The 18,843-nt window shown below is 64.7% G+C and carries 18 protein-coding genes; 16 read left to right on the top strand and 2 right to left on the bottom strand.

Features of this window, described 5'->3' with window-relative positions; all coding sequences use genetic code 11:
• Window positions 1–51: 51 nt before the first annotated feature.
• Window positions 52–1,029: a lyase gene (locus tag GGD66_RS05190; RefSeq protein ID WP_183257022.1), complete on the bottom strand. Its 978-nt coding sequence runs from the start codon at window positions 1,027–1,029 to the stop codon at window positions 52–54.
• Between the two features lie 175 nt (window positions 1,030–1,204).
• Here GGD66_RS05190 and eno point away from each other — a divergent pair, with 175 nt between their 5' ends.
• The 16 genes from eno to GGD66_RS05110 all read left to right on the top strand — a co-directional run bounded on the left by eno (window position 1,205) and on the right by GGD66_RS05110 (window position 18,351).
• On the top strand, window positions 1,205–2,488 hold the full coding sequence (gene eno, locus GGD66_RS05185) for a phosphopyruvate hydratase (RefSeq protein ID WP_183257021.1): 1,284 nt from the start codon (window positions 1,205–1,207) through the stop codon (window positions 2,486–2,488).
• A 44-nt stretch (window positions 2,489–2,532) separates the two neighbouring features.
• Window positions 2,533–3,666 carry a zinc-binding dehydrogenase gene (locus tag GGD66_RS05180; RefSeq protein WP_183257020.1) on the top strand — a complete coding sequence of 378 codons (1,134 nt, stop codon included), beginning with the start codon at window positions 2,533–2,535 and terminating at the stop codon, window positions 3,664–3,666.
• A 120-nt stretch (window positions 3,667–3,786) separates the two neighbouring features.
• Window positions 3,787–4,785, top strand: a complete 999-nt coding sequence (locus GGD66_RS05175; protein WP_183257019.1) for an MBL fold metallo-hydrolase — start codon at window positions 3,787–3,789, stop codon at window positions 4,783–4,785.
• A gap of 290 nt (window positions 4,786–5,075) precedes the next feature.
• Window positions 5,076–5,627 carry an NADPH-dependent FMN reductase gene (locus GGD66_RS05170; protein WP_183257018.1) on the top strand — a complete coding sequence of 184 codons (552 nt, stop codon included), beginning with the start codon at window positions 5,076–5,078 and terminating at the stop codon, window positions 5,625–5,627.
• Between the two features lie 192 nt (window positions 5,628–5,819).
• Window positions 5,820–6,137: a septum formation initiator family protein gene (locus tag GGD66_RS05165; protein WP_018320286.1), complete on the top strand. Its 318-nt coding sequence runs from the start codon at window positions 5,820–5,822 to the stop codon at window positions 6,135–6,137.
• A 217-nt stretch (window positions 6,138–6,354) separates the two neighbouring features.
• Window positions 6,355–7,314 carry a GAF domain-containing protein gene (locus tag GGD66_RS05160; protein WP_183257017.1) on the top strand — a complete coding sequence of 320 codons (960 nt, stop codon included), beginning with the start codon at window positions 6,355–6,357 and terminating at the stop codon, window positions 7,312–7,314.
• Window positions 7,315–7,660: 346 nt separating this feature from the next.
• Window positions 7,661–9,178 (top strand): aldehyde dehydrogenase, encoded by a 1,518-nt coding sequence (gene adh, locus GGD66_RS05155; protein WP_018320288.1) that lies wholly within the window; start codon window positions 7,661–7,663, stop codon window positions 9,176–9,178.
• A gap of 268 nt (window positions 9,179–9,446) precedes the next feature.
• Entirely contained in the window at window positions 9,447–10,469 is a 1,023-nt protein-coding gene (pdhA, locus tag GGD66_RS05150; RefSeq protein WP_092256959.1) for a pyruvate dehydrogenase (acetyl-transferring) E1 component subunit alpha, read from the top strand.
• 29 nt (window positions 10,470–10,498) lie between these two features.
• Window positions 10,499–11,884 carry a pyruvate dehydrogenase complex E1 component subunit beta gene (locus tag GGD66_RS05145; RefSeq protein WP_018320290.1) on the top strand — a complete coding sequence of 462 codons (1,386 nt, stop codon included), beginning with the start codon at window positions 10,499–10,501 and terminating at the stop codon, window positions 11,882–11,884.
• Window positions 11,885–11,887: 3 nt separating this feature from the next.
• On the top strand, window positions 11,888–12,190 hold the full coding sequence (locus tag GGD66_RS05140; RefSeq protein WP_018320291.1) for a DUF5076 domain-containing protein: 303 nt from the start codon (window positions 11,888–11,890) through the stop codon (window positions 12,188–12,190).
• Window positions 12,191–12,192: 2 nt separating this feature from the next.
• Window positions 12,193–12,645 carry a nucleoside deaminase gene (locus GGD66_RS05135; RefSeq protein ID WP_092256957.1) on the top strand — a complete coding sequence of 151 codons (453 nt, stop codon included), beginning with the start codon at window positions 12,193–12,195 and terminating at the stop codon, window positions 12,643–12,645.
• Between the two features lie 62 nt (window positions 12,646–12,707).
• Window positions 12,708–14,060, top strand: a complete 1,353-nt coding sequence (locus tag GGD66_RS05130) for a pyruvate dehydrogenase complex dihydrolipoamide acetyltransferase (RefSeq protein WP_183257016.1) — start codon at window positions 12,708–12,710, stop codon at window positions 14,058–14,060.
• A 22-nt stretch (window positions 14,061–14,082) separates the two neighbouring features.
• Window positions 14,083–14,316 carry a hypothetical protein gene (locus tag GGD66_RS05125; RefSeq protein WP_018320294.1) on the top strand — a complete coding sequence of 78 codons (234 nt, stop codon included), beginning with the start codon at window positions 14,083–14,085 and terminating at the stop codon, window positions 14,314–14,316.
• Window positions 14,317–14,333: 17 nt separating this feature from the next.
• A complete protein-coding gene (lpdA, locus tag GGD66_RS05120) occupies window positions 14,334–15,755 on the top strand; it encodes a dihydrolipoyl dehydrogenase (protein WP_183257015.1) in 1,422 nt (473 codons plus the stop codon).
• A gap of 201 nt (window positions 15,756–15,956) precedes the next feature.
• Window positions 15,957–17,198: a threonine synthase gene (locus tag GGD66_RS05115; RefSeq protein WP_092256948.1), complete on the top strand. Its 1,242-nt coding sequence runs from the start codon at window positions 15,957–15,959 to the stop codon at window positions 17,196–17,198.
• Window positions 17,199–17,379: 181 nt separating this feature from the next.
• Complete coding sequence (locus tag GGD66_RS05110) at window positions 17,380–18,351, top strand: tripartite tricarboxylate transporter substrate binding protein BugD (protein WP_183234365.1); 972 nt, start codon at window positions 17,380–17,382, stop codon at window positions 18,349–18,351.
• 53 nt (window positions 18,352–18,404) lie between these two features.
• Here the strand turns inward: GGD66_RS05110 and GGD66_RS05105 are convergent, their stop codons facing one another.
• A complete protein-coding gene (locus tag GGD66_RS05105; protein WP_183257014.1) occupies window positions 18,405–18,791 on the bottom strand; it encodes a response regulator transcription factor in 387 nt (128 codons plus the stop codon).
• Window positions 18,792–18,843 lie beyond the last annotated feature (52 nt).

Genomic DNA, 18,843 nt, shown 5'->3' with positions numbered 1-18,843 from the left:
CGTCGTCACATCCTGTTTCGGATGCCGGGATGGACGCAAATGCCGCTGCCGTCAACCGGCCGCGATCGTCTGGATCATGACGATGCGATCGTTGCCGGACTCGCAGCCCCAGAGCTCGCCCGGTCGGCCGTCGAGCTGGCGCACATTGGCGTTGGCCCTGTCGCTGGCGAAGACGTTGAACGTCTCAGTGGCGGGATCGAAACGCACGATCGCGTTGGCCGAAAAATCCGTCAGCCAGACCTTGTCCTTGTCGTCGACGAAGACAGCGTAGGCCCGGGGACGCTCGCCCGGCAGCTTCCAGCTCTTCCACGAGCCATCGGCGGGATCGTGCACCGAGACATGGCCGCTGTTCCACTCGCTGACCCAGATCCGGCTCTTCGAATCCGACCAGACGCGCCGTGAACCCGCATTCGGTATCGGCGGCTGCACGACGCCGGCATTGCCGCTCGCCAGATCGATCTTGGCAATATAGCTGCCGGCAAGCGAGGCGTACCAGACCTCGCCCTTGGGCGTCACCGTGATGCCATAGGGGCCGACGCCCTTGGGCGCCTTGAACACATTCATTTCGCCGGACTTCGGCGCGAGGCGGCCGTAATAGCCGGACTGGCCGGTGAACCAGTAGGTGCCTTCCTTGTCGAACACGCCGGTGTTGAGATTGGCCGAGGCGAACTTTTCCGGCAGGCGGAACAGCGTGACCTTGAGATCGCCGGGATCGACCCGTGCGATCGCGTTCTGGCCGCCCTCGGTGATCCAGGGCGCGCCATCGGGGCCGACGGTCACGCCATGCGGCGCGGCGCCCTGACCGAGGCCGACCGTCTTGAAACTGCCATCCCGGGGATCGAGTCTGCCGAGCAAGCCCTTGCCCTGCGCCGTGAACCAGACCGAACCGTCGGGGGCAGGCGTCAGATCGTGCAGGCCGATACCGGCACTGATCGGGAAGTATTTTGTCCGGAACGAGCCCTCCTGGGCAAAACTTGGGCGAGCCACGAACAGGGCGGTGCTGGAAGCAAGAAACTGGCGGCGATTCATGGCGTTACCCCGACTGCTTGGGATTGAGGATGCACGCGCAGACCGATGCCCTCGACCTTAATCCTGGCGCCTTCACGCGTCAGTCGAAGTGCCACCCTCAAGCGTTCACATTTGCTTGCGGCCCGTGTAAGACCCGCGGCGAACCGATCAGCTCCAACGAACGGAAGTGCACATCATGACCGCCATCATTGACATCATCGGCCGCGAAATCCTCGATAGCCGGGGCAATCCCACCGTCGAGGTCGATGTCGTGCTGGAGGATGGCGCGCTCGGCCGCGCCGCGGTGCCGTCGGGCGCCTCCACCGGTGCCCATGAGGCGGTGGAGCTGCGCGACGGCGACAAGGCGCGCTATCTCGGCAAGGGTGTCAGCAAGGCGGTCGGTGCCGTCAACGGCGAGATCTTCGAGGCCTTGAGCGGTCTCGATGCCGAGCAGCAGGCCCAGATCGACCAGATCATGATCGACCTCGACGGCACGGCGAACAAGAGCCGGCTCGGCGCCAACGCCATCCTCGGCGTCTCGCTCGCCTGCGCTAAGGCGGCCGCGAATTCGCTCGACATGCCGCTCTATCGGTATGTCGGCGGCACCTCCGCGCGCCTCTTGCCGGTGCCGATGATGAACATCATCAATGGCGGCGTGCACGCCGACAACCCGATCGACTTCCAGGAGTTCATGATCCTGCCTGTCGGCGCCTCGTCCTTCGCTGAAGGCCTGCGCTACGGCGCGGAGGTCTTCCACACGCTGAAGTCCGAGCTGAAGAAGGCCGGCCACAACACCAACGTCGGCGACGAGGGCGGCTTTGCCCCGAACCTGCCGTCGGCGGACGCTGCTCTCGAGTTCGTCATGAACGCGATCGGCAAGGCCGGATTCAAGGCGGGAAGCGACATCGTACTCGGCCTCGACTGCGCCTCGACCGAGTTTTTCAAGGACGGCAAATACGTCTATGAAGGCGAGGGCAAGACCCGCTCGATCTCCGAGCAGGCCAAGTACCTCGGCGACCTCGTCTCGCGCTATCCGATCGTCACGATCGAGGATGGCATGTCGGAAGACGACATGGACGGCTGGAAGGAGCTGACCGACCTGATCGGCAAGAAGTGCCAGCTGGTCGGCGACGACCTCTTCGTCACCAACGTCAAGCGCCTCGCCGACGGCATCAAGACCGGCCGCGCCAACTCGATCCTGATCAAGGTCAACCAGATCGGCACGCTGACCGAGACGCTCGCCGCCGTCGAGATGGCGCACAAGGCCGGCTACACCTCGGTGATGTCGCACCGCTCCGGCGAGACCGAGGATTCCACCATCGCCGACCTCGCGGTCGCCACCAATTGCGGTCAGATCAAGACCGGCTCCCTTGCACGTTCCGACCGCACCGCCAAATATAATCAGCTCCTGCGCATCGAGCAGCAGCTCGGCAAGCAGGCGCTGTATGGTGGCAAGGCCGCACTGAAAGCGCTGGCATAAGCCAGCGCTTCGACTCGAGAAAAGACGGACAGGGGAGGATCGACATGAGCGACGGCAAGACCGGACTGCAACTGCGTTCGCTGCTGAAGAAGAGCTGCGAGCTGGAATTGTCCCTCGTGAATGTCCCGACCCCGGAGCCGGCCGACGATGAGGTCGTGGTTCGCGTCGAGGCGACACCGATCAACCCGTCGGACCTTGGACTCCTGATCGGGCCCGCCGACATGTCGGCCGCCAAGGCCTCCGGCACGAAGGAGATGCCGGTCATCACCGCGACGATGCCGGAGGCTGCGATGCGGATGATGGGAGCCCGGCTCGATCAGTCGCTGCCGGTCGGCAACGAGGGCGCCGGCACGGTGATCGGGGCCGGATCGTCGGATGCTGCGAAGGCGCTGATGGGCAAGACCGTATCGATGATCGGCGGCGCGATGTACACGCAGTACCGCGTGCTGAAGGTCCGCGACGTCATGGAGCTGCCGGCGGGCACCACGGCCGCGGACGGCGCGTCCTGGTTCGTCAATCCGCTGACCGCGCTCGGCATGACCGAGACGATGCGGCGGGAGAACCACAAGGCGCTCGTGCACACCGCCGCCGCCTCCAATCTCGGCCAGATGCTCAACAAGATCTGCATCAAGGACGGCATCGGCCTCGTCAACATCGTCCGGAGCAAGGAGCAGGCCGATATCCTGTACAAGATCGGCGCCAAGCACGTCGTGGATTCCAGCGCACCGAGCTTTACTGACGATCTCACCAATGCGCTGGTCGAGACCGGCGCCACGATCGCCTTCGATGCCATCGGCGGCGGCAAGCTGGCCAGCCAGATTCTGACCGCCATGGAAGTTGCCGCCAACAAGACGGCGAAGGAATACAGCCGCTACGGCTCCAACGTGTACAAGCAGATCTACATTTACGGCAGCCTCGACAACCGTCCGACCGAATTGAGCCGGTCGTTCGGACTGACCTGGGGCGTCGGCGGCTGGCTGCTGACGCCGTTCCTCCAGAACATCGGTCCGGCCGAGATCGGTCGCCTCCGCCAGCGCGTCGCGTCCGAGCTCAAGACCACCTTCGCCAGTCACTACACCAAGGTGGTGTCGCTGACCGAGGTGCTCGATCCCGCCAACATCGCGGTGTACGCCAAACGCGCCACCGGCGAAAAATTCCTCATCAACCCAAATAAATAATCGTGATCTGCGACCGCAGGTCACCGAAGGAAGGACTTGCCTTCTGAGCGAAGCCGGAGATTATTCCGCCGCCATTTGAACGCGGAAAAAACCGCGGGGCGCTCAGAAGGGGACCTCTCCATGACTGATCTCAATCGCCGTCATTTGCTCACAGGCGCCGCTGCACTCGGTGCGGCTGCCGTATCCGGCTTCGGGCCGACCGCGGCCAATGCCTCAGTGCCGCCGACCGGCACGCAAGCGCCGGGCTTCTATCGCTACAAGGTCGGCAGCTACGAGTGCACCTCGATCAATGACGGTGCGCGCACCTTCCCGATGCCGGATAAGTTCGTCGCCAACATACCGAAGGACGAGGCGCTGGCGGCGGGTGAGGCGGCTTACATGCCGAAGGGCATGGTCACGATTCCGTTCAACCCGCAGCTCATCAATACCGGCTCGAAGCTCGTCCTGATCGACACGGGAAACGGCATTGCCAATCTCGAGGCGAGCAAAGGCGCTGTCGGCCGCACATTGCAGAACCTCCAGGCTGCTGGCGTCGACCCCAAGAACGTCGACGTTGTGCTGCTGTCGCATATGCATGGCGACCACATCAACGGCATTCGCCTGGCCGACGGCGCGTTGGCCTTTCCGAATGCGGAGATCATGGTGCCCGGCAAGGAGTGGGAGTTCTGGGCCAGTGAGGAGAACGCTGCCAAGGCCGAGTCCAATCAGGCGCTGAAGAACAATTTCGCCAACGTGAAGAAGATCTTCGCTGGCCTCGAGTCCAAGGTGACGAAGTACGAGTGGGGCAAGGAGGTCGCGCCGGGCATCACCTCGATCGCAACTCCGGGTCACACGCCGGGCCACACCTCGTTCGCGGTCGCATCGGGCGATGCCAAGGTGCTGATCCAATCCGACGTCACCAACATCCCGGAATTCTTCCTGCGCAATCCCGACTGGCACGTGATTTTCGACATGGATGCAGCGATGGCGCAGGCGACGCGCCACAAGTTCTACGACATGGCGGCGGCGGAGAAAGCGACCGTGGTCGGCTTCCACTTCACGTTCCCGTCGGTCGGTCATGTCGTGAAGGACGGCGCCAAATACCGCCTGGTCCCGTCGGCGTGGAATCCGACGATCTGATCGGGGTTAGCCGTTCGTGCGAAAGATCGGGCCGCCGCTTGGCGGCCTGATTTGTTTGGAACGAATGTCTCGGATCAATCGTAGCCCGGATGGAGCGCAGCGTAATCCGCTACCAGCGTAGCTTGGGCAGGGTCCCGGATTGCGCCGCGCTCCATCCAGGCGACGTCCCAAACATCTGCTTTCGCGAAACACAGCGTTTCCAAATCGGGCCGGTTCATGCACTTGCATTAAATGATCCGGATCGCTTAAGTGCCGCCCGGCACTCCAGCTCAAGCCCTCAAGGACAATCCATGGCCTACAACATCGTCACGATCGCCGGCAGCCTGCGCAAGGACAGCTTCTCGCTGAAGATCGCCAATGCGCTGGCCAAGCTTGCGCCAGCCTCGCTCAAGCTCGAAGTCGTCACGCCGGCCGGCATCTCGTTCTTCAACCAGGACCTCGAGGGCGCGCCGCCCGCGGACTGGCTGGCCTTCCGCGACAAGCTCCAGAAGTCGGACGGCGTCATCTTCGTCACCCCCGAATACAATCGCGCCATCCCGGGCGTGCTGAAGAATGCCATCGACATTGCCTCGCGGCCCTATGGCAAGAGCTCGTTCAACGGCAAGCCGGTCGGCATCGTCTCGAACTCGCCGGGCCCGCTCGGCGGCGTCAGCGCCGCAAAGACTCTACAGAACATCCTGCCGGGCATTGCGGGCCCGATCATGCAGCAGCCGGAGATCTATCTAAACGCGGTCGGCGATGCCTTCGACGCCGGAGGTAACCTCACCAAGGACTCGCTGAAGCCCGTGCTCCAGGCCTATATCGACGCCTTCGCCGCGCATGTGACCAAGCACCACGGCTGAGGCGAAACACGCTCCGTCATGGCCGGGCTCGTCCCGGCCATCCACGTCTTTGCGGACACCAAGAACGTCGATGCTCGGGCCTTCGCCGCGCCGAAGCGGCTTCGGCCGCGCAGGCGGGGCAAAGCCCGGGCATGACGATCGTCGGCAGGGGCAATTAATACCGCCTTAACCAACCTGTCCCATCTTCCCAAGATGGTCTCCCGCGCGCGCCTGAAATCGATCCTGACCGGTCTTGCCCTCTACGCGATGGCGGCCGCCATCGTCGGCTATTTCGGCGTCAACGCCTATACTGGCAAATACGGCCTCAACGCCCGCCAGGAGCTCGACCAGGAGATCATCGCGCTGACCAGCGAACTGGCCCAGCTCAAGCGTGAGCGCGCCAGGAGCGAGCAGCGGGTGTCGCTGCTGCGGTCCGAGAGGATCGACCCCGACATGCTGGACGAGCGGGCGCGCTTCCAGCTCGACTACGTCAATCCGCGCGATCTCGTCCGGATGATCCCGGCGCATTAGCGCTTTCCGCAGCTTTCGAAACCGACAACGAAAGCCGCTGCCGAAATCCGACCACAGTGCCTTTCCTCCTGCGAAGGTCGTAAGTCCGGAACCGGGCGGCCGCCTTGACGGCAGTGCCGCGGCGGGCCCATGGCTTCTGGTGGCACTCTTCCGAAGTTGACGCAGATCAAGCGGGCAGGGCCGGCACGTTCTAGTCTGTCATCCGGAGGAAACAGTGATGAATGGGTCAATGCCCCGGCATCACGCGGCCCGTGTCGAGGCCGCCATCGCGTCAGGCCAGGCGGCACGATCCGCGCTTGTGGCCTCTTGGCGCCGTTCGTCCAGATTGCATCATCTCGATCCCGGCGGCCGCACCTCGCCGATGCGGCTGACCGAAGCCGAATTGCATCAGGCGCGCGAGCGCATCGCGCCGCTGCTGGCGGCGGCGCAAGGCGCGATGGACCGGCTCTATCAGGCCGTCGGCGCGAGCGGCTGCTGCGTGCTGCTCGCCGACGGCGAGGGCGTGCCGGTCGATCGTCGCGGCACAGCGGCGGATGATGCCACGTTTCAATCCTGGGGGCTGTGGACCGGTGCGCTCTGGAGCGAGGAGCACGAAGGCACCAACGGCATCGGCACCTGCCTCGTCGAGCAGCGTCCGCTGACGATCGACCGCGACCAGCATTTCTTCACCCGCAACACGCTTTTGAGCTGCACCGCCGTTCCGATCTACGACCATGAAGCGGCGCTTGCGGGCGTGCTCGACGTCTCCTCCTGCCGCGCCGATCGCACCGACGCGTTTTCCAGTCTGATCGCGCTTGCGACGGGCGAGGCGGCCAAGCGTATCGAGGCCGATCTGTTCCGCAGGGCGTTCAGCCATGCCCGCATCGTCTTGACCCAAGCTGCGGACGGTCAATGCGGAGGCCTCATTGCGGTCGATGCGGACGATCTCGTGATCGGCGCAACCCGCTCCGCCCGGGCTGCGCTCGGAATCGCGCCCGGCCGGGCCTTGCAGCCGGTGCCCGCAGCCGATCTGCTCGGCGGCGATACCGCGCGCGATCATCTCGCCGGCGGGCAGCGCGCGGTGGTGCAGCGGGCGCTACTTCGCGCCGGCGGCAATGTCTCGGCGGCCGCCAAGGCCCTCGGCGTCAGCCGCGCCACGCTGCACAGAAAGCTCAAGCGGTTCGAATTGAACCATTAGGCCGAGCCATTTCCCTGAAACTCTGCGCTCGAAATTCCGGTCTCGTGCCCCGGACGCAGCGCAGCGCGTCGCACTTGCGACGTGGTGCGCTGCAGAGCGGGGGCCCATGTCTCCGCATTCTCCCGTGCCGCCTGGGTCCCGGCTCTGCGCAGCAACGCGAAGAGCGTTGCAGCGCGTCCGGGACACGAGAATGCGCCGGGACACGAGTGTGTGTCGCAGAACTGCGACAGGTCGGCCCCGCCATCGCTCCCATCGGGGCTGACAGAAAACACCTCCCGCGACATCGTCCGCGCAAGTCGCGAGTCACGCGACGAATTGCGCAAACAGCAAACATCGGGAGTGATCAATGAACAAGGTGGAATTCCTCAGCGTCACCAAAGTTCCCTTTGCCGAACGCTATGACAACTTCATCGGCGGCAAATTCGTCGCGCCGATCTCCGGCAAATATTTCGACAATGCCTCGCCGGTGAACGGCCAGGTCGTCTGCAAGATCGCGCGCTCGGACGCGCAGGACGTCGAGCTGGCCCTCGACGCGGCGCATGCCGCCAAGGGCGCCTGGGGCCGTACCAGCGTCGCCGAGCGCGCCGCGGTCCTGAACCGGATCGCCGATCGCATGGAAGAAAATCTCGAGCGTCTCGCCATTGCCGAGACCTGGGACAACGGCAAGCCGATCCGTGAGACCCGCGCCGCCGACATCCCGCTCGCCATCGATCACTTCCGCTACTTCGCCGGCGTCGTTCGCGCCCAGGAAGGCTCGATCGGCGAGATCGACCACGACACCATCGCCTATCATTTCCACGAGCCGCTGGGCGTGGTTGGCCAGATCATCCCCTGGAACTTCCCGCTGCTGATGGCCTGCTGGAAGCTCGCCCCCGCGCTCGCCGCCGGCAATTGCGTCGTGCTCAAGCCCGCCGAGCAGACCCCGGCCTCGATCATGGTCTGGGCCGAGATCATCGCTGACATCCTGCCGCCAGGCGTCCTCAACATCGTCAACGGCTTTGGCCTCGAAGCCGGCAAGCCGCTGGCATCGAGCCCGCGCATCGCCAAGATCGCCTTCACCGGCGAGACCACGACGGGCCGGCTGATCATGCAATATGCCAGCCAGAACCTCATTCCGGTCACGCTGGAGCTCGGCGGCAAATCGCCGAACATCTTCTTCAACGACGTCACCGCCGAGGACGACGATTACTTCGACAAGGCGATCGAGGGCTTCGTCATGTTCGCGCTGAACCAGGGCGAGGTCTGCACCTGTCCGAGCCGCGCGCTGGTCCACGCCGACATCTATGACCGCTTCATGGAGCGGGCGCTGAAGCGCGTCGCCGCGATCAAGCAGGGCGACCCGCGCGATGCCGCCACCATGATCGGCGCGCAGGCATCCGGCGAGCAGCTCGCAAAAATCCTGTCCTACATCGACATCGGCAAGCAGGAGGGCGCCAAGGTGCTCGCCGGCGGCGGACGTGCCGAGCTCGGCGGCGATCTCGCCGGCGGCTTCTACGTCAAGCCGACCGTGTTCGAGGGCCACAACAAGATGCGAATCTTCCAGGAGGAGATCTTTGGCCCCGTGGTCTCGGTCACGACCTTCAAGAACGACGAGGAGGCGCTCGAGATCGCCAACGACACGCTCTACGGCCTCGGGGCCGGCGTCTGGAGTCGCGATGCCAACCGCTGCTACCGCTTCGGCCGGGCCATCCAGGCCGGCCGGGTCTGGACCAATTGCTACCACGCCTATCCCGCCCATGCGGCGTTCGGCGGCTACAAGCAGTCGGGCGTCGGTCGCGAGACCCACAAGATGATGCTCGATCATTATCAGCAGACCAAGAATCTCCTGGTCAGCTACAGCCCGAAGAAGCTCGGCTTCTTCTGATCGAGGTGCGGAGAGGGCGGCGCCATCTTGGCGCCGTCCGCTCCGAAGGCCCGGATCGGCATGGTCCATAGTTCTTGATCCGGCCACGAATCTGCACGCGCACGTGGCGCGCATAGATTTGTTGCCCGATCAGCGCCAAAGATTTTCCAATATTTCGGCCACGTTGCACTGCGGCATAATGAAAGTCGTGCCATGCCGCTGCGGTGCTTTCCAAGGGCGTTTGAGTTGGGTTAGAGAGGACGAAAGTTTTCTCTGACCCGGAATTCCCATGGCCGCACCCAAGAAAGCCGCCGCAAGCACTCCACAGGACAAGACCGACGGCGGTTCGCCCCCGGAATTCACGAAGGAGCAGGAGCTCAAGGCGCTCCGCGACATGCTCCTGATCCGGCGGTTCGAGGAAAAGGCCGGCCAGCTCTATGGCATGGGCGCGATCGGCGGCTTCTGCCACCTCTATATCGGCCAGGAGGCCGTGGTGGTCGGCATGCAGATGGCCCTGAAGCAGGGCGATCAGGTCATTACCGGCTATCGCGACCACGGCCACATGCTTGCCACTGGCATGGATGCCAACGGCGTCATGGCCGAGCTCACCGGCCGCCGCGGCGGCTATTCCAAGGGCAAGGGCGGCTCCATGCACATGTTCAGCAAGGAGAAGCACTTCTACGGCGGCCACGGCATCGTCGGCGCCCAGGTCTCGCTCGGCACCGGTCTCGCCTTCGCCAATCACTATCGCGGCAACGACAATGTCAGCGTCACCTATTTCGGCGACGGCGCGGCCAACCAGGGCCAGGTCTATGAGAGCTTCAATATGGCGGAGCTCTGGAAGCTGCCGGTGATCTTCGTCATCGAGAACAACCGCTACGCCATGGGCACCTCGGTCTCGCGCGCCTCGGCGCAGCAGGATTTCTCCAAGCGCGGCGCGTCCTTCAACATTCCCGGCAAGCAGGTCGACGGCATGGACGTCCGCGCCGTCAAGGCCGCCGGCGACGAAGCCGCCGCCTGGTGCCGGGCCGGCAAGGGTCCCTTCATCCTGGAGATGCAGACCTATCGCTATCGCGGCCACTCGATGTCCGACCCTGCAAAATATCGCACGCGTGAGGAGGTCGAGAAGGTCCGCCACGACCAGGACCCGATCGAGCAGGTGCGCAACCGCCTCCTGGCTGCCAAGGTCAGCGAGGCCGATCTCAAGGCGATCGACGCCGAGGTGCGCGACATCGTCAACGCGTCCGCCGATTTCGCCCAACATGATCCCGAGCCGGATGCCGCCGAGCTCTGGACCGACGTTTACCGCTGAACGCGCGCAAGCTTTCTTTTGGAGTCGATATGCCAATTCAAGTGCTGATGCCCGCGTTGTCGCCCACGATGGAGAAGGGCAACCTCGCCAAATGGCTGAAGAAAGAGGGCGAGACGATCAAGTCCGGCGATGTCATCGCCGAGATCGAGACCGATAAGGCGACCATGGAGGTCGAAGCGACCGACGAGGGGACGCTCGGCAAGATCCTGATCCCCGAGGGCACCGCCGACGTCGCGGTGAATACGCCGATCGCGACCATTCTCGCCGACGGCGAAAGCGCCGCCGATCTTGCCAAAGCGCCTGCACCGGCCGCGCAGAAGGCTGCCGAGTCCGCACCGCCCGCCGCGGCGAAGGCCGAGGCGCCCGCACCCAAGGCCGCTCCTGCGCCGCAGGCCGTCGCCGAGCCCGATCCGGAAGTGCCCGCGGGCACCGAGATGGTGACGCAGACCATCCGCGAAGCCTTGCGCGATGCCATGGCCGAAGAGATGCGCCGCGACGCCGACGTCTTCGTGATGGGCGAAGAGGTCGCCGAATATCAGGGCGCCTACAAGGTCACGCAGGGCCTGCTCCAGGAGTTCGGCGCCAAGCGCGTCATCGACACTCCGATCACCGAGCACGGCTTTGCCGGCGTCGGCGTCGGTGCCGCGATGACGGGCCTCAAGCCGATCGTCGAGTTCATGACCTTCAACTTCGCCATGCAGGCGATCGACCAGATCATCAACTCCGCGGCCAAGACGCTCTATATGTCCGGCGGCCAGATGGGGTGCTCGATCGTGTTCCGCGGGCCGAACGGTGCGGCTGCGCGCGTTGCCGCCCAGCACAGCCAGGATTATTCGGCCTGGTACTCGAACGTCCCGGGCCTCAAGGTCGTCGCACCGTTCTCGGCTGCCGACTACAAGGGTCTTCTGAAGGCCGCGATCCGCGATCCCAATCCGGTGATCTTCCTCGAGAACGAGGTGCTCTACGGCCACACCGGCGAGGTGCCGAAGCTCGACGATTTCGTGATCCCGATCGGCAAGGCCCGCATCGTGCGTTCTGGCAGCCATGTCTCGATCATCTCCTGGTCGAACGGCATGACCTATGCGCTGAAGGCGGCCGACGAGCTTGCCAAGGAGGGCATCGAGGCCGAGGTGATCGACCTGCGCACGCTGCGTCCGATGGACACCGAGACCATCATCAACTCCGTCAAGAAAACGGGGCGCGCCGTCACGGTGGAAGAGGGTTGGGCCCAGAGCGGCGTCGGCGCCGAGATTGCCGCGCGCATCATGGAGAACGCCTTCGATTATCTGGATGCGCCGGTTGCGCGCGTCTCCGGCAAGGACGTGCCGATGCCCTATGCCGCGAACCTGGAGAAGCTCGCGCTGCCCTCAGCGGCAGAAGTCGTCGAGGCCGCCAAAGCCGTCTGCTACAGGTAGACCATGGCGGGCCCGAAGGAGCAGCCACTTCCGCCCGACGTCATGACCCGCGACGACGCGGTCGAGATCCTGCGCGTGTTCGTGCTGGACGGCGGGCTGTCGATGGCGTTCCAGCGCGCCTTCGAGGAGCCCGACATGTGGGGCTTGCTGCTCGTCGATCTCGCCCGCCACGCCGCGCGCGCCTATGCGCGCGAGAGCGAATATACCGAAGAGGACGCGCTGAACCGGATCCTGGAGATGTTCCAGGCCGAGATCGAGCGTCCCACCGACACCGGCACCACGACGCCGCGCGGCAAGGGACACTGACCGTGGCGATCGAATCCCATCATTTCGATTTCATGCTGGAGGCGATCCGCGAGGCGGAGGCCTCGATCGCGCAGGGCGGCCTGCCGATCGGCGCGGTGCTGACGCGCGACAACAAGATCATCGCCCGCGGCCACAACAACCGCGTGCAGGAGAACAATCCGATCCTGCACGGCGAGATGAGCTGCCTGCGCGAAGCCGGCGCGATCTCGTTCCACGACACGGTGATGTACACCACGCTGTCGCCATGTTCGATGTGCGCCGGCGCGCTGGGGCTGTTCAAAGTCAAGCTCGTGGTGATCGGGGAATCCGTCACCTTCGAGGGATCCAAGGACATCCTCGACAAGTTCGGCGTCCCCTGGATTGACCTTGCCGACGATCGCTCCATCACCATGATGAAGAATTGGCGTTCCATCCCTGCCAATGAGCGCCTGTGGCAGGGCGACATCGGCAACTAAACCTGGTCTGTTCGTCTCCGCTGTCGGAGGCGACATTTTGCAAAGTTCTTCTTGAGGTCAGCATGCCCATCAACATCCTGATGCCCGCTCTCTCGCCAACGATGGAGAAGGGCAACCTCGCCAAGTGGCTGAAGAAGGAAGGCGACAAGGTCAAATCCGGCGACGTCATCGCCGAGATCGAGACCGACAAGGCGACGATGGAGGTCGAGGCCATCGACGAGGGCACGATCGCCAAGATCCTGGTGCCCGAGGGCACGCAGGACGTCCCGGTCAACGACGTGATCGCGGTGCTCGCTGGCGAAGGTGAGGACGTGAAGGCTGCGGGTGCCGCCAAGCCCAGCGCTTCGGCCGCACCTCCGAAAGCTGCGGAGGCTCCCGCTGCGGCGCCTGCTCCCGCAGCTGCGCCTGCCGCTCCCAAAGCCGCGCCGCCGGCTGCTGCACCTGCGCCGCAGGCCGCCGCACCGGCCGCGCAGAGCAACGGCCAAGGTGGTCGCGTGTTCTCCTCGCCGCTGGCGCGGCGTCTCGCCAAGGACGCCGGCATCGACGTGGCGATGGTATCAGGCACCGGCCCGCACGGCCGCGTCGTCGCGCGCGACGTCGAGCAGGCCAAGTCGGGCAAGGGCCTCAAGGCGCCTGCCGCGGCACCGTCCGGTGCGCCCTCGATCGCGCCCACCATGTCGGACAAGCAGATCCTGTCGCTGTTCGAGCCCGGCTCCTACGACATCGTCCCGCATGACGGCATGCGTCGCACCATTGCCCAGCGCCTGACCGCATCGATCCAGAACGTCCCGCACTTCTACCTGACCATCGACTGCGACATCGGCAAGCTGCTCGCTGCGCGCGAGGAGATCAACGCTGCCGCGCCGAAGGACAAGGAGAAGAAGCCGCTCTACAAGATCTCGGTCAACGACTTCGTCATCAAGGCGATGGCGGTGGCGCTGCAGAAGATCCCGAACTGCAACGTGAGCTGGACCGAAAGCGGCATGGTCAAGCACCACCATTCCGACGTCGGCGTCGCCGTGGCGATGCCGGGCGGCCTGATCACGCCGATCATCCGCAAGGCCGAGACCAAGACGCTGTCCACCATCTCGAACGAGATGAAGGATTTCGCGGCGCGCGCCCGTTCGCGCAAGCTGAAGCCTGAGGAATACCAGGGCGGCACCACCGCGGTCTCCAACCTCGGCATGTACGGCATCAGCCACTTCACCGCCGTGATCAACCCGCCGCATGCGACCATCCTGGCGGTCGGCACCAGCGAGGAACGACCTGTGGTGCGCGGCGGCAAGATCGAGATCGCGCACATGATGAGCGTGACCCTGTCCTGCGATCACCGCGCCATCGACGGCGCGCTCGGCGCCGAGCTGATCGGCGCGTTCAAGCAGCTGATCGAAAACCCCGTCATGATGATGGTCTGACGCGGCGGCAGAGGGCGCAATTTTGCATGTCCGTACCCGCTGGCCATGGATATCGCTGCTGCTCGGAGCCGTCGTCGCGCTCAACCCGATCGGGCTCGATTTTCTGCACTCTGCGTTCTTTGCCGGTGAGCAGCTGGCACGGAACATCGCCCAGCCCATCGTGCTCATTGCTCTGGCCGTCATGGTCCTGGCGCTGATGCTCGAATGGCTGGTGAGGTCTTTTCTGGTCAAGCGCCGCGCCCGCGGCGCCTCTTGAGTTGAACGGGAGCCGCCATGGCCGACACATCCTTCGACATCATCATCATCGGCTCCGGTCCCGGCGGCTATGTCACCGCGATCCGCGCCGCTCAGCTCGGCTTCAAGGTCGCGATCGTCGAGAAGTCGTATCTCGGCGGCATCTGCCTGAACTGGGGCTGCATCCCCACCAAGGCGCTGCTGCGCTCCGCCGAGATCTATCACTACATGCAGCACGCCAAGGACTACGGCCTCTCTGCGGAGAAGGTCTCGTTCGACCCGAAGGCCGTGGTGCAGCGCTCGCGCGGCGTCTCCAAGCGGCTGAACGACGGCGTCGGCTTCCTGATGAAGAAGAACAAGGTCAGCGTGATCTGGGGCGCGGCATCGATCGACGCGCCCGGCAAGGTCACCGTGAAGAAATCCGACGTCGAGGCGCCGAAGGGCACGCTGGGCGAGGGGAGCTATCAGGCCAAGCATATCATCGTCGCGACCGGCGCGCGTCCGCGCGTGCTGCCGGGGCTCGAGCCCGACAAGAAGCTGGTCTGGACCTATTTCGAGGCGATGGTGCCGGAGCGGATGCCGAAGTCGCTGCTCGTGGTCGGCTCCGGTGCGATCGGCATCGAGTTCGCCTCGTTCTTCCACACCATGGGCTCGGACGTGACGGTGGTCGAGGTGCTGCCGCAGATCCTGCCCGTCGAAGACGCCGAGATCGCAGGTCTTGCGCGCAAGCGGCTGGAGAAGCAGGGCATCAAGATCATGTCCTCGACCAAGGTGACCAAGCTGGAGAAGAAGGCCGACAGCGTCGTCGCCACCATCGACGATGGCAAGGGCAAGCCTGTCACGACCGAGTTCGAGCGCGTGATCTCGGCGGTCGGCGTCGTCGGCAATATCGAGAATCTCGGCCTGGAAAAAATCGGCGTGAAGACCGACCGCGGCGTCATCGTGATCGACGGCTACGGCAAGACCAACGTCCCCGGCATCTATGCGATCGGCGACGTCGCGGGGCCCCCGATGCTCGCCCACAAGGCCGAGCATGAGGGCGTGATCTGCGTCGAGGCGATCAAGGGCCTGCATCCGCATCCCATGGACAAGAACCTGATCCCGGGCTGCACCTATTGCCAGCCGCAGGTCGCCTCCGTCGGCCTGACCGAAGCCAAGGCCAAAGAGAGCGGCCGCGAGATCCGTGTCGGCCGCTTCCCCTTCGTCGGCAACGGCAAGGCGATCGCGCTCGGCGAGGACCAGGGCCTGGTCAAGGTCATCTTCGACAAGAAGACCGGCCAGTTGCTCGGCGCCCACATGGTCGGTGCTGAAGTGACCGAGCTGATCCAGGGCTACGTCGTCGCCATGAACCTGGAGACCACGGAAGAAGAGCTGATGCACACAGTGTTCCCGCATCCGACCCTGTCGGAGATGATGAAGGAAGCCGTGCTGGATGCGTATGGGCGGGTGTTGAATATCTGATGGATGAGCCAGCGGGCTGTGGGACCCGTCATCCTGAGGTGCGAGGCCAGCGGTGCATAGCACGGCTGGCCGAGCTCGAAGGATGAAGGGCCGAGCTGCAGCAGCCGGGCTCGTCGCCCTTCGAGGCCTCCGCTTCGTTCCGGCGCCTCAGGGTGACGGGTTTGATAGAGAAATACGAAAACAAGAAGAGGGAATGAACCCATGCACGACAACGACAACCTCACCATCGAACGCCCGACCTTCGTCACCCATCTCGAATGCGCGATGGAAGGCGATCACTACGCGGCCGACCAGATCCACAACCTCTCCAAGGCGGGCAAGCCGCTGCTCGTCCGCTACGACCTCGCGGGCGTGAAGAAGGCGCTGACCAAGGACGCGCTGGCGCAGCGGCCCGGCGACATGTGGCGCTACCGCGAGCTGTTGCCGGTGCGCAAATGCAAGGACATCGTCTCGCTCGGCGAAGTCACCACGCCCCTGATCCGGCTGCCGAAGCTCGGCAAGAAGCTCGGCGGCGGCGAGATCATCGTCAAGGACGAGGGACGGCTGCCGACCGGTTCGTTCAAGGCGCGCGGTCTCGTGATGGCCGTGTCGATGGGCAAGGCGCTCGGCATCAAGCACATGGCGATGCCGACCAACGGCAATGCCGGCGCGGCGCTCGCGGCCTATGCGACGTCCTGCGGCATCAAGACCACGATCTTCTGCCCGGCCGATACGCCGGAGGTGAACGTCAGCGAGATCGAGCTGCAGGGCGCGACCGTCTACCGCGTCAACGGCTATATCGATGATTGCGGCAAGATCGTCGGCGAGGGCAAGGCAAAAGTCGGCTGGTTCGACACCTCGACCTTGAAGGAGCCGTACCGCATCGAGGGCAAGAAGACGATGGGCCTCGAGCTCGCCGAGCAGCTCGGTTGGGACGTGCCCGACGTGATCTTCTATCCGACCGGCGGCGGCACCGGCCTGATCGGCATGTGGAAGGCGTTCGACGAGCTCGAGAAGATCGGCTTCATCGGCTCAAAACGCCCGCGCATGGTCGCGGTGCAGGCCTCCGGTTGCGCGCCGATGGTGCGGGCCTATGACGCCGGCACCGAGCATGCGACGCGCTGGGAGGACGCTCACACCATCGCGTCCGGCATCCGCGTGCCGCAGGCGATCGGCGATTTCCTGATCCTGCGCGCGGTGCGCGAGAGCAAGGGCTTTGCCATCGCGGTCGACGATGACAAGATTTCGTCGGCGCTGAACGAGGTCGCGCGCGAGGAGGGGCTGCTGCTCTGCCCCGAGGGCGCCGCCACCTACGCCGCCTACAAGGACAGCCTCGCCGACGGCCGCGTCTCGAAGGATGACCGCGTCATGCTGTTCAATTGCGCGACCGGCCTGAAATACCCGCTGCCGCCCGTCACCCGCACGCTCGACCGTCACAAGCCGATCGACTACACGCAGTTCTAGCTTGCTTCTCCCTCGCCCCGCTTGCGGGGAGAGGGTTGGGGTGAGGGGGAGTCTCCGCGGGGGCGGTGACAGCTGAACTTGCGAAGACTCCCCCTCACCCGAATTGCTTCGCAATTCGACCTCTCCCCGCAAGCGGGGCGAGGTGAAGAAAAACAAGAACGACATCGCTGGGGAGAAGACAATGACGAAGGCCGTCTGGGCTGCGCTGTTTGCTATTCTCGCTGTGACCGGCGCCGCGCGCGCCGATGACTATCCCTCCCGTCCCATCACCATCATCGTGCCCTTCTCGGCCGGCGGCCCGTCGGATGCGATGGCGCGTGTGCTCGCCGAGCGGATGCGAACTGCGCTCGGCCAGCCCCTCGTGGTCGAGAACGTCACCGGGGCGGGCGGGTCGATCGGCGTCGGCCGTGCCGTGCAATCGCCGCCGGACGGCTACACCATCTCCTTCGGCCATCTCGGCACCCACGTCGCCAATGGCGCCGTCTACAAGCTCAAATACGACCTCGTGGCCGACCTCGAGCCGGTGGTGCTGCTGCCGAGCAATCCGATGATCGTCGTCAGCAAGAACGCGGTGCCGGCGACCTCGCTGAAAGAGCTGATCGAATGGCTGAAGTCACGCCCGTCGCCGCCGACAGCGGGCACTGCCGGCGCGGGCTCCGGCAGCCATATCGCCGGCGTCTATTTCGAGAGCGTATCCGGCATCAAGCTGCAATACGTGCCGTATCGCGGCACCGCGCCCGCGTTGAACGATCTCATCGCCGGTCAGATCGACGTCATCGTCGACCAGACGTCCAACTCGATCGCGCAGGTCCGCGCCGGCACCATCCGCGCCTACGCCATCACCGACAGCAAGCGCCTGTCCTCGGCGCCCGAGATCCCAACCGCGGAGGAGGCGGGTCTGAAGGGCTTCAACATGACGCTGTGGTCGGGCATGTGGGTGCCGAAGGGCACGCCGAAGGAAATCGTTGCCAAACTCAATGCTGCGGCGGTGGAGGCGCTGAACGATCCCGCCGTGAAGAAGCAGCTCGAAAGCCAGGGGCTGGAGATGACGCCCAAGGATCAGCTCACGCCGGAAGCGCTCGGCACCCGCCAGAAGGCCGAGATCGCCAAATGGTGGCCGATGATCAAGGCGGCGAACATCAAGGTGGATTGAGCACTTCGCAAGGCCGCGGGTTGTCCTGGCCGTGGGATTCCGGCGCCGCCGCATCACATCGTGGCGTCACCGGGGTCCGACAGTGCGGTCTCCAGGCACTGCATCAGGGCTGGCGTCGAAAATGGCTTGGCGAGAAAGCAGATCGCGCCGGCCCTGAGTGCGCGGTCGCGTACGGACTCGTCCGGAAAAGCCGTCATGAAGATGAAAGGCGTGACGTGCCCGAGACCGCGCATGTGCGTCAACAGCTCGACGCCGCCCATGACCGACATCTGCACGTCCGTGATCACGCAGCAGGTCGTCTCAAGTTCGGCGGATTGGAGAAATTCGTGAGCCGAGCCAAAGGTGTGGACCGTATACCCGCGCGACGTCAGGAGGTTGTTCGTCGCAAGACGAACGGAGGGATCATCATCAATGACGGAAATGATCGAAGACGCTGACAATATGGTCGCTCCTGCACGGGGAGCCGCCGGCCGCGATTCAGCCGCTTGGGGG

Origin of the sequence: Bradyrhizobium sp. CIR48 (assembly GCF_014198315.1) — a bacterium.
Classification (GTDB): domain Bacteria; phylum Pseudomonadota; class Alphaproteobacteria; order Rhizobiales; family Xanthobacteraceae; genus Bradyrhizobium.
Note: the sequence above shows the minus strand (reverse complement) of the source record. Positions and strands in the feature narration are given on the sequence as shown.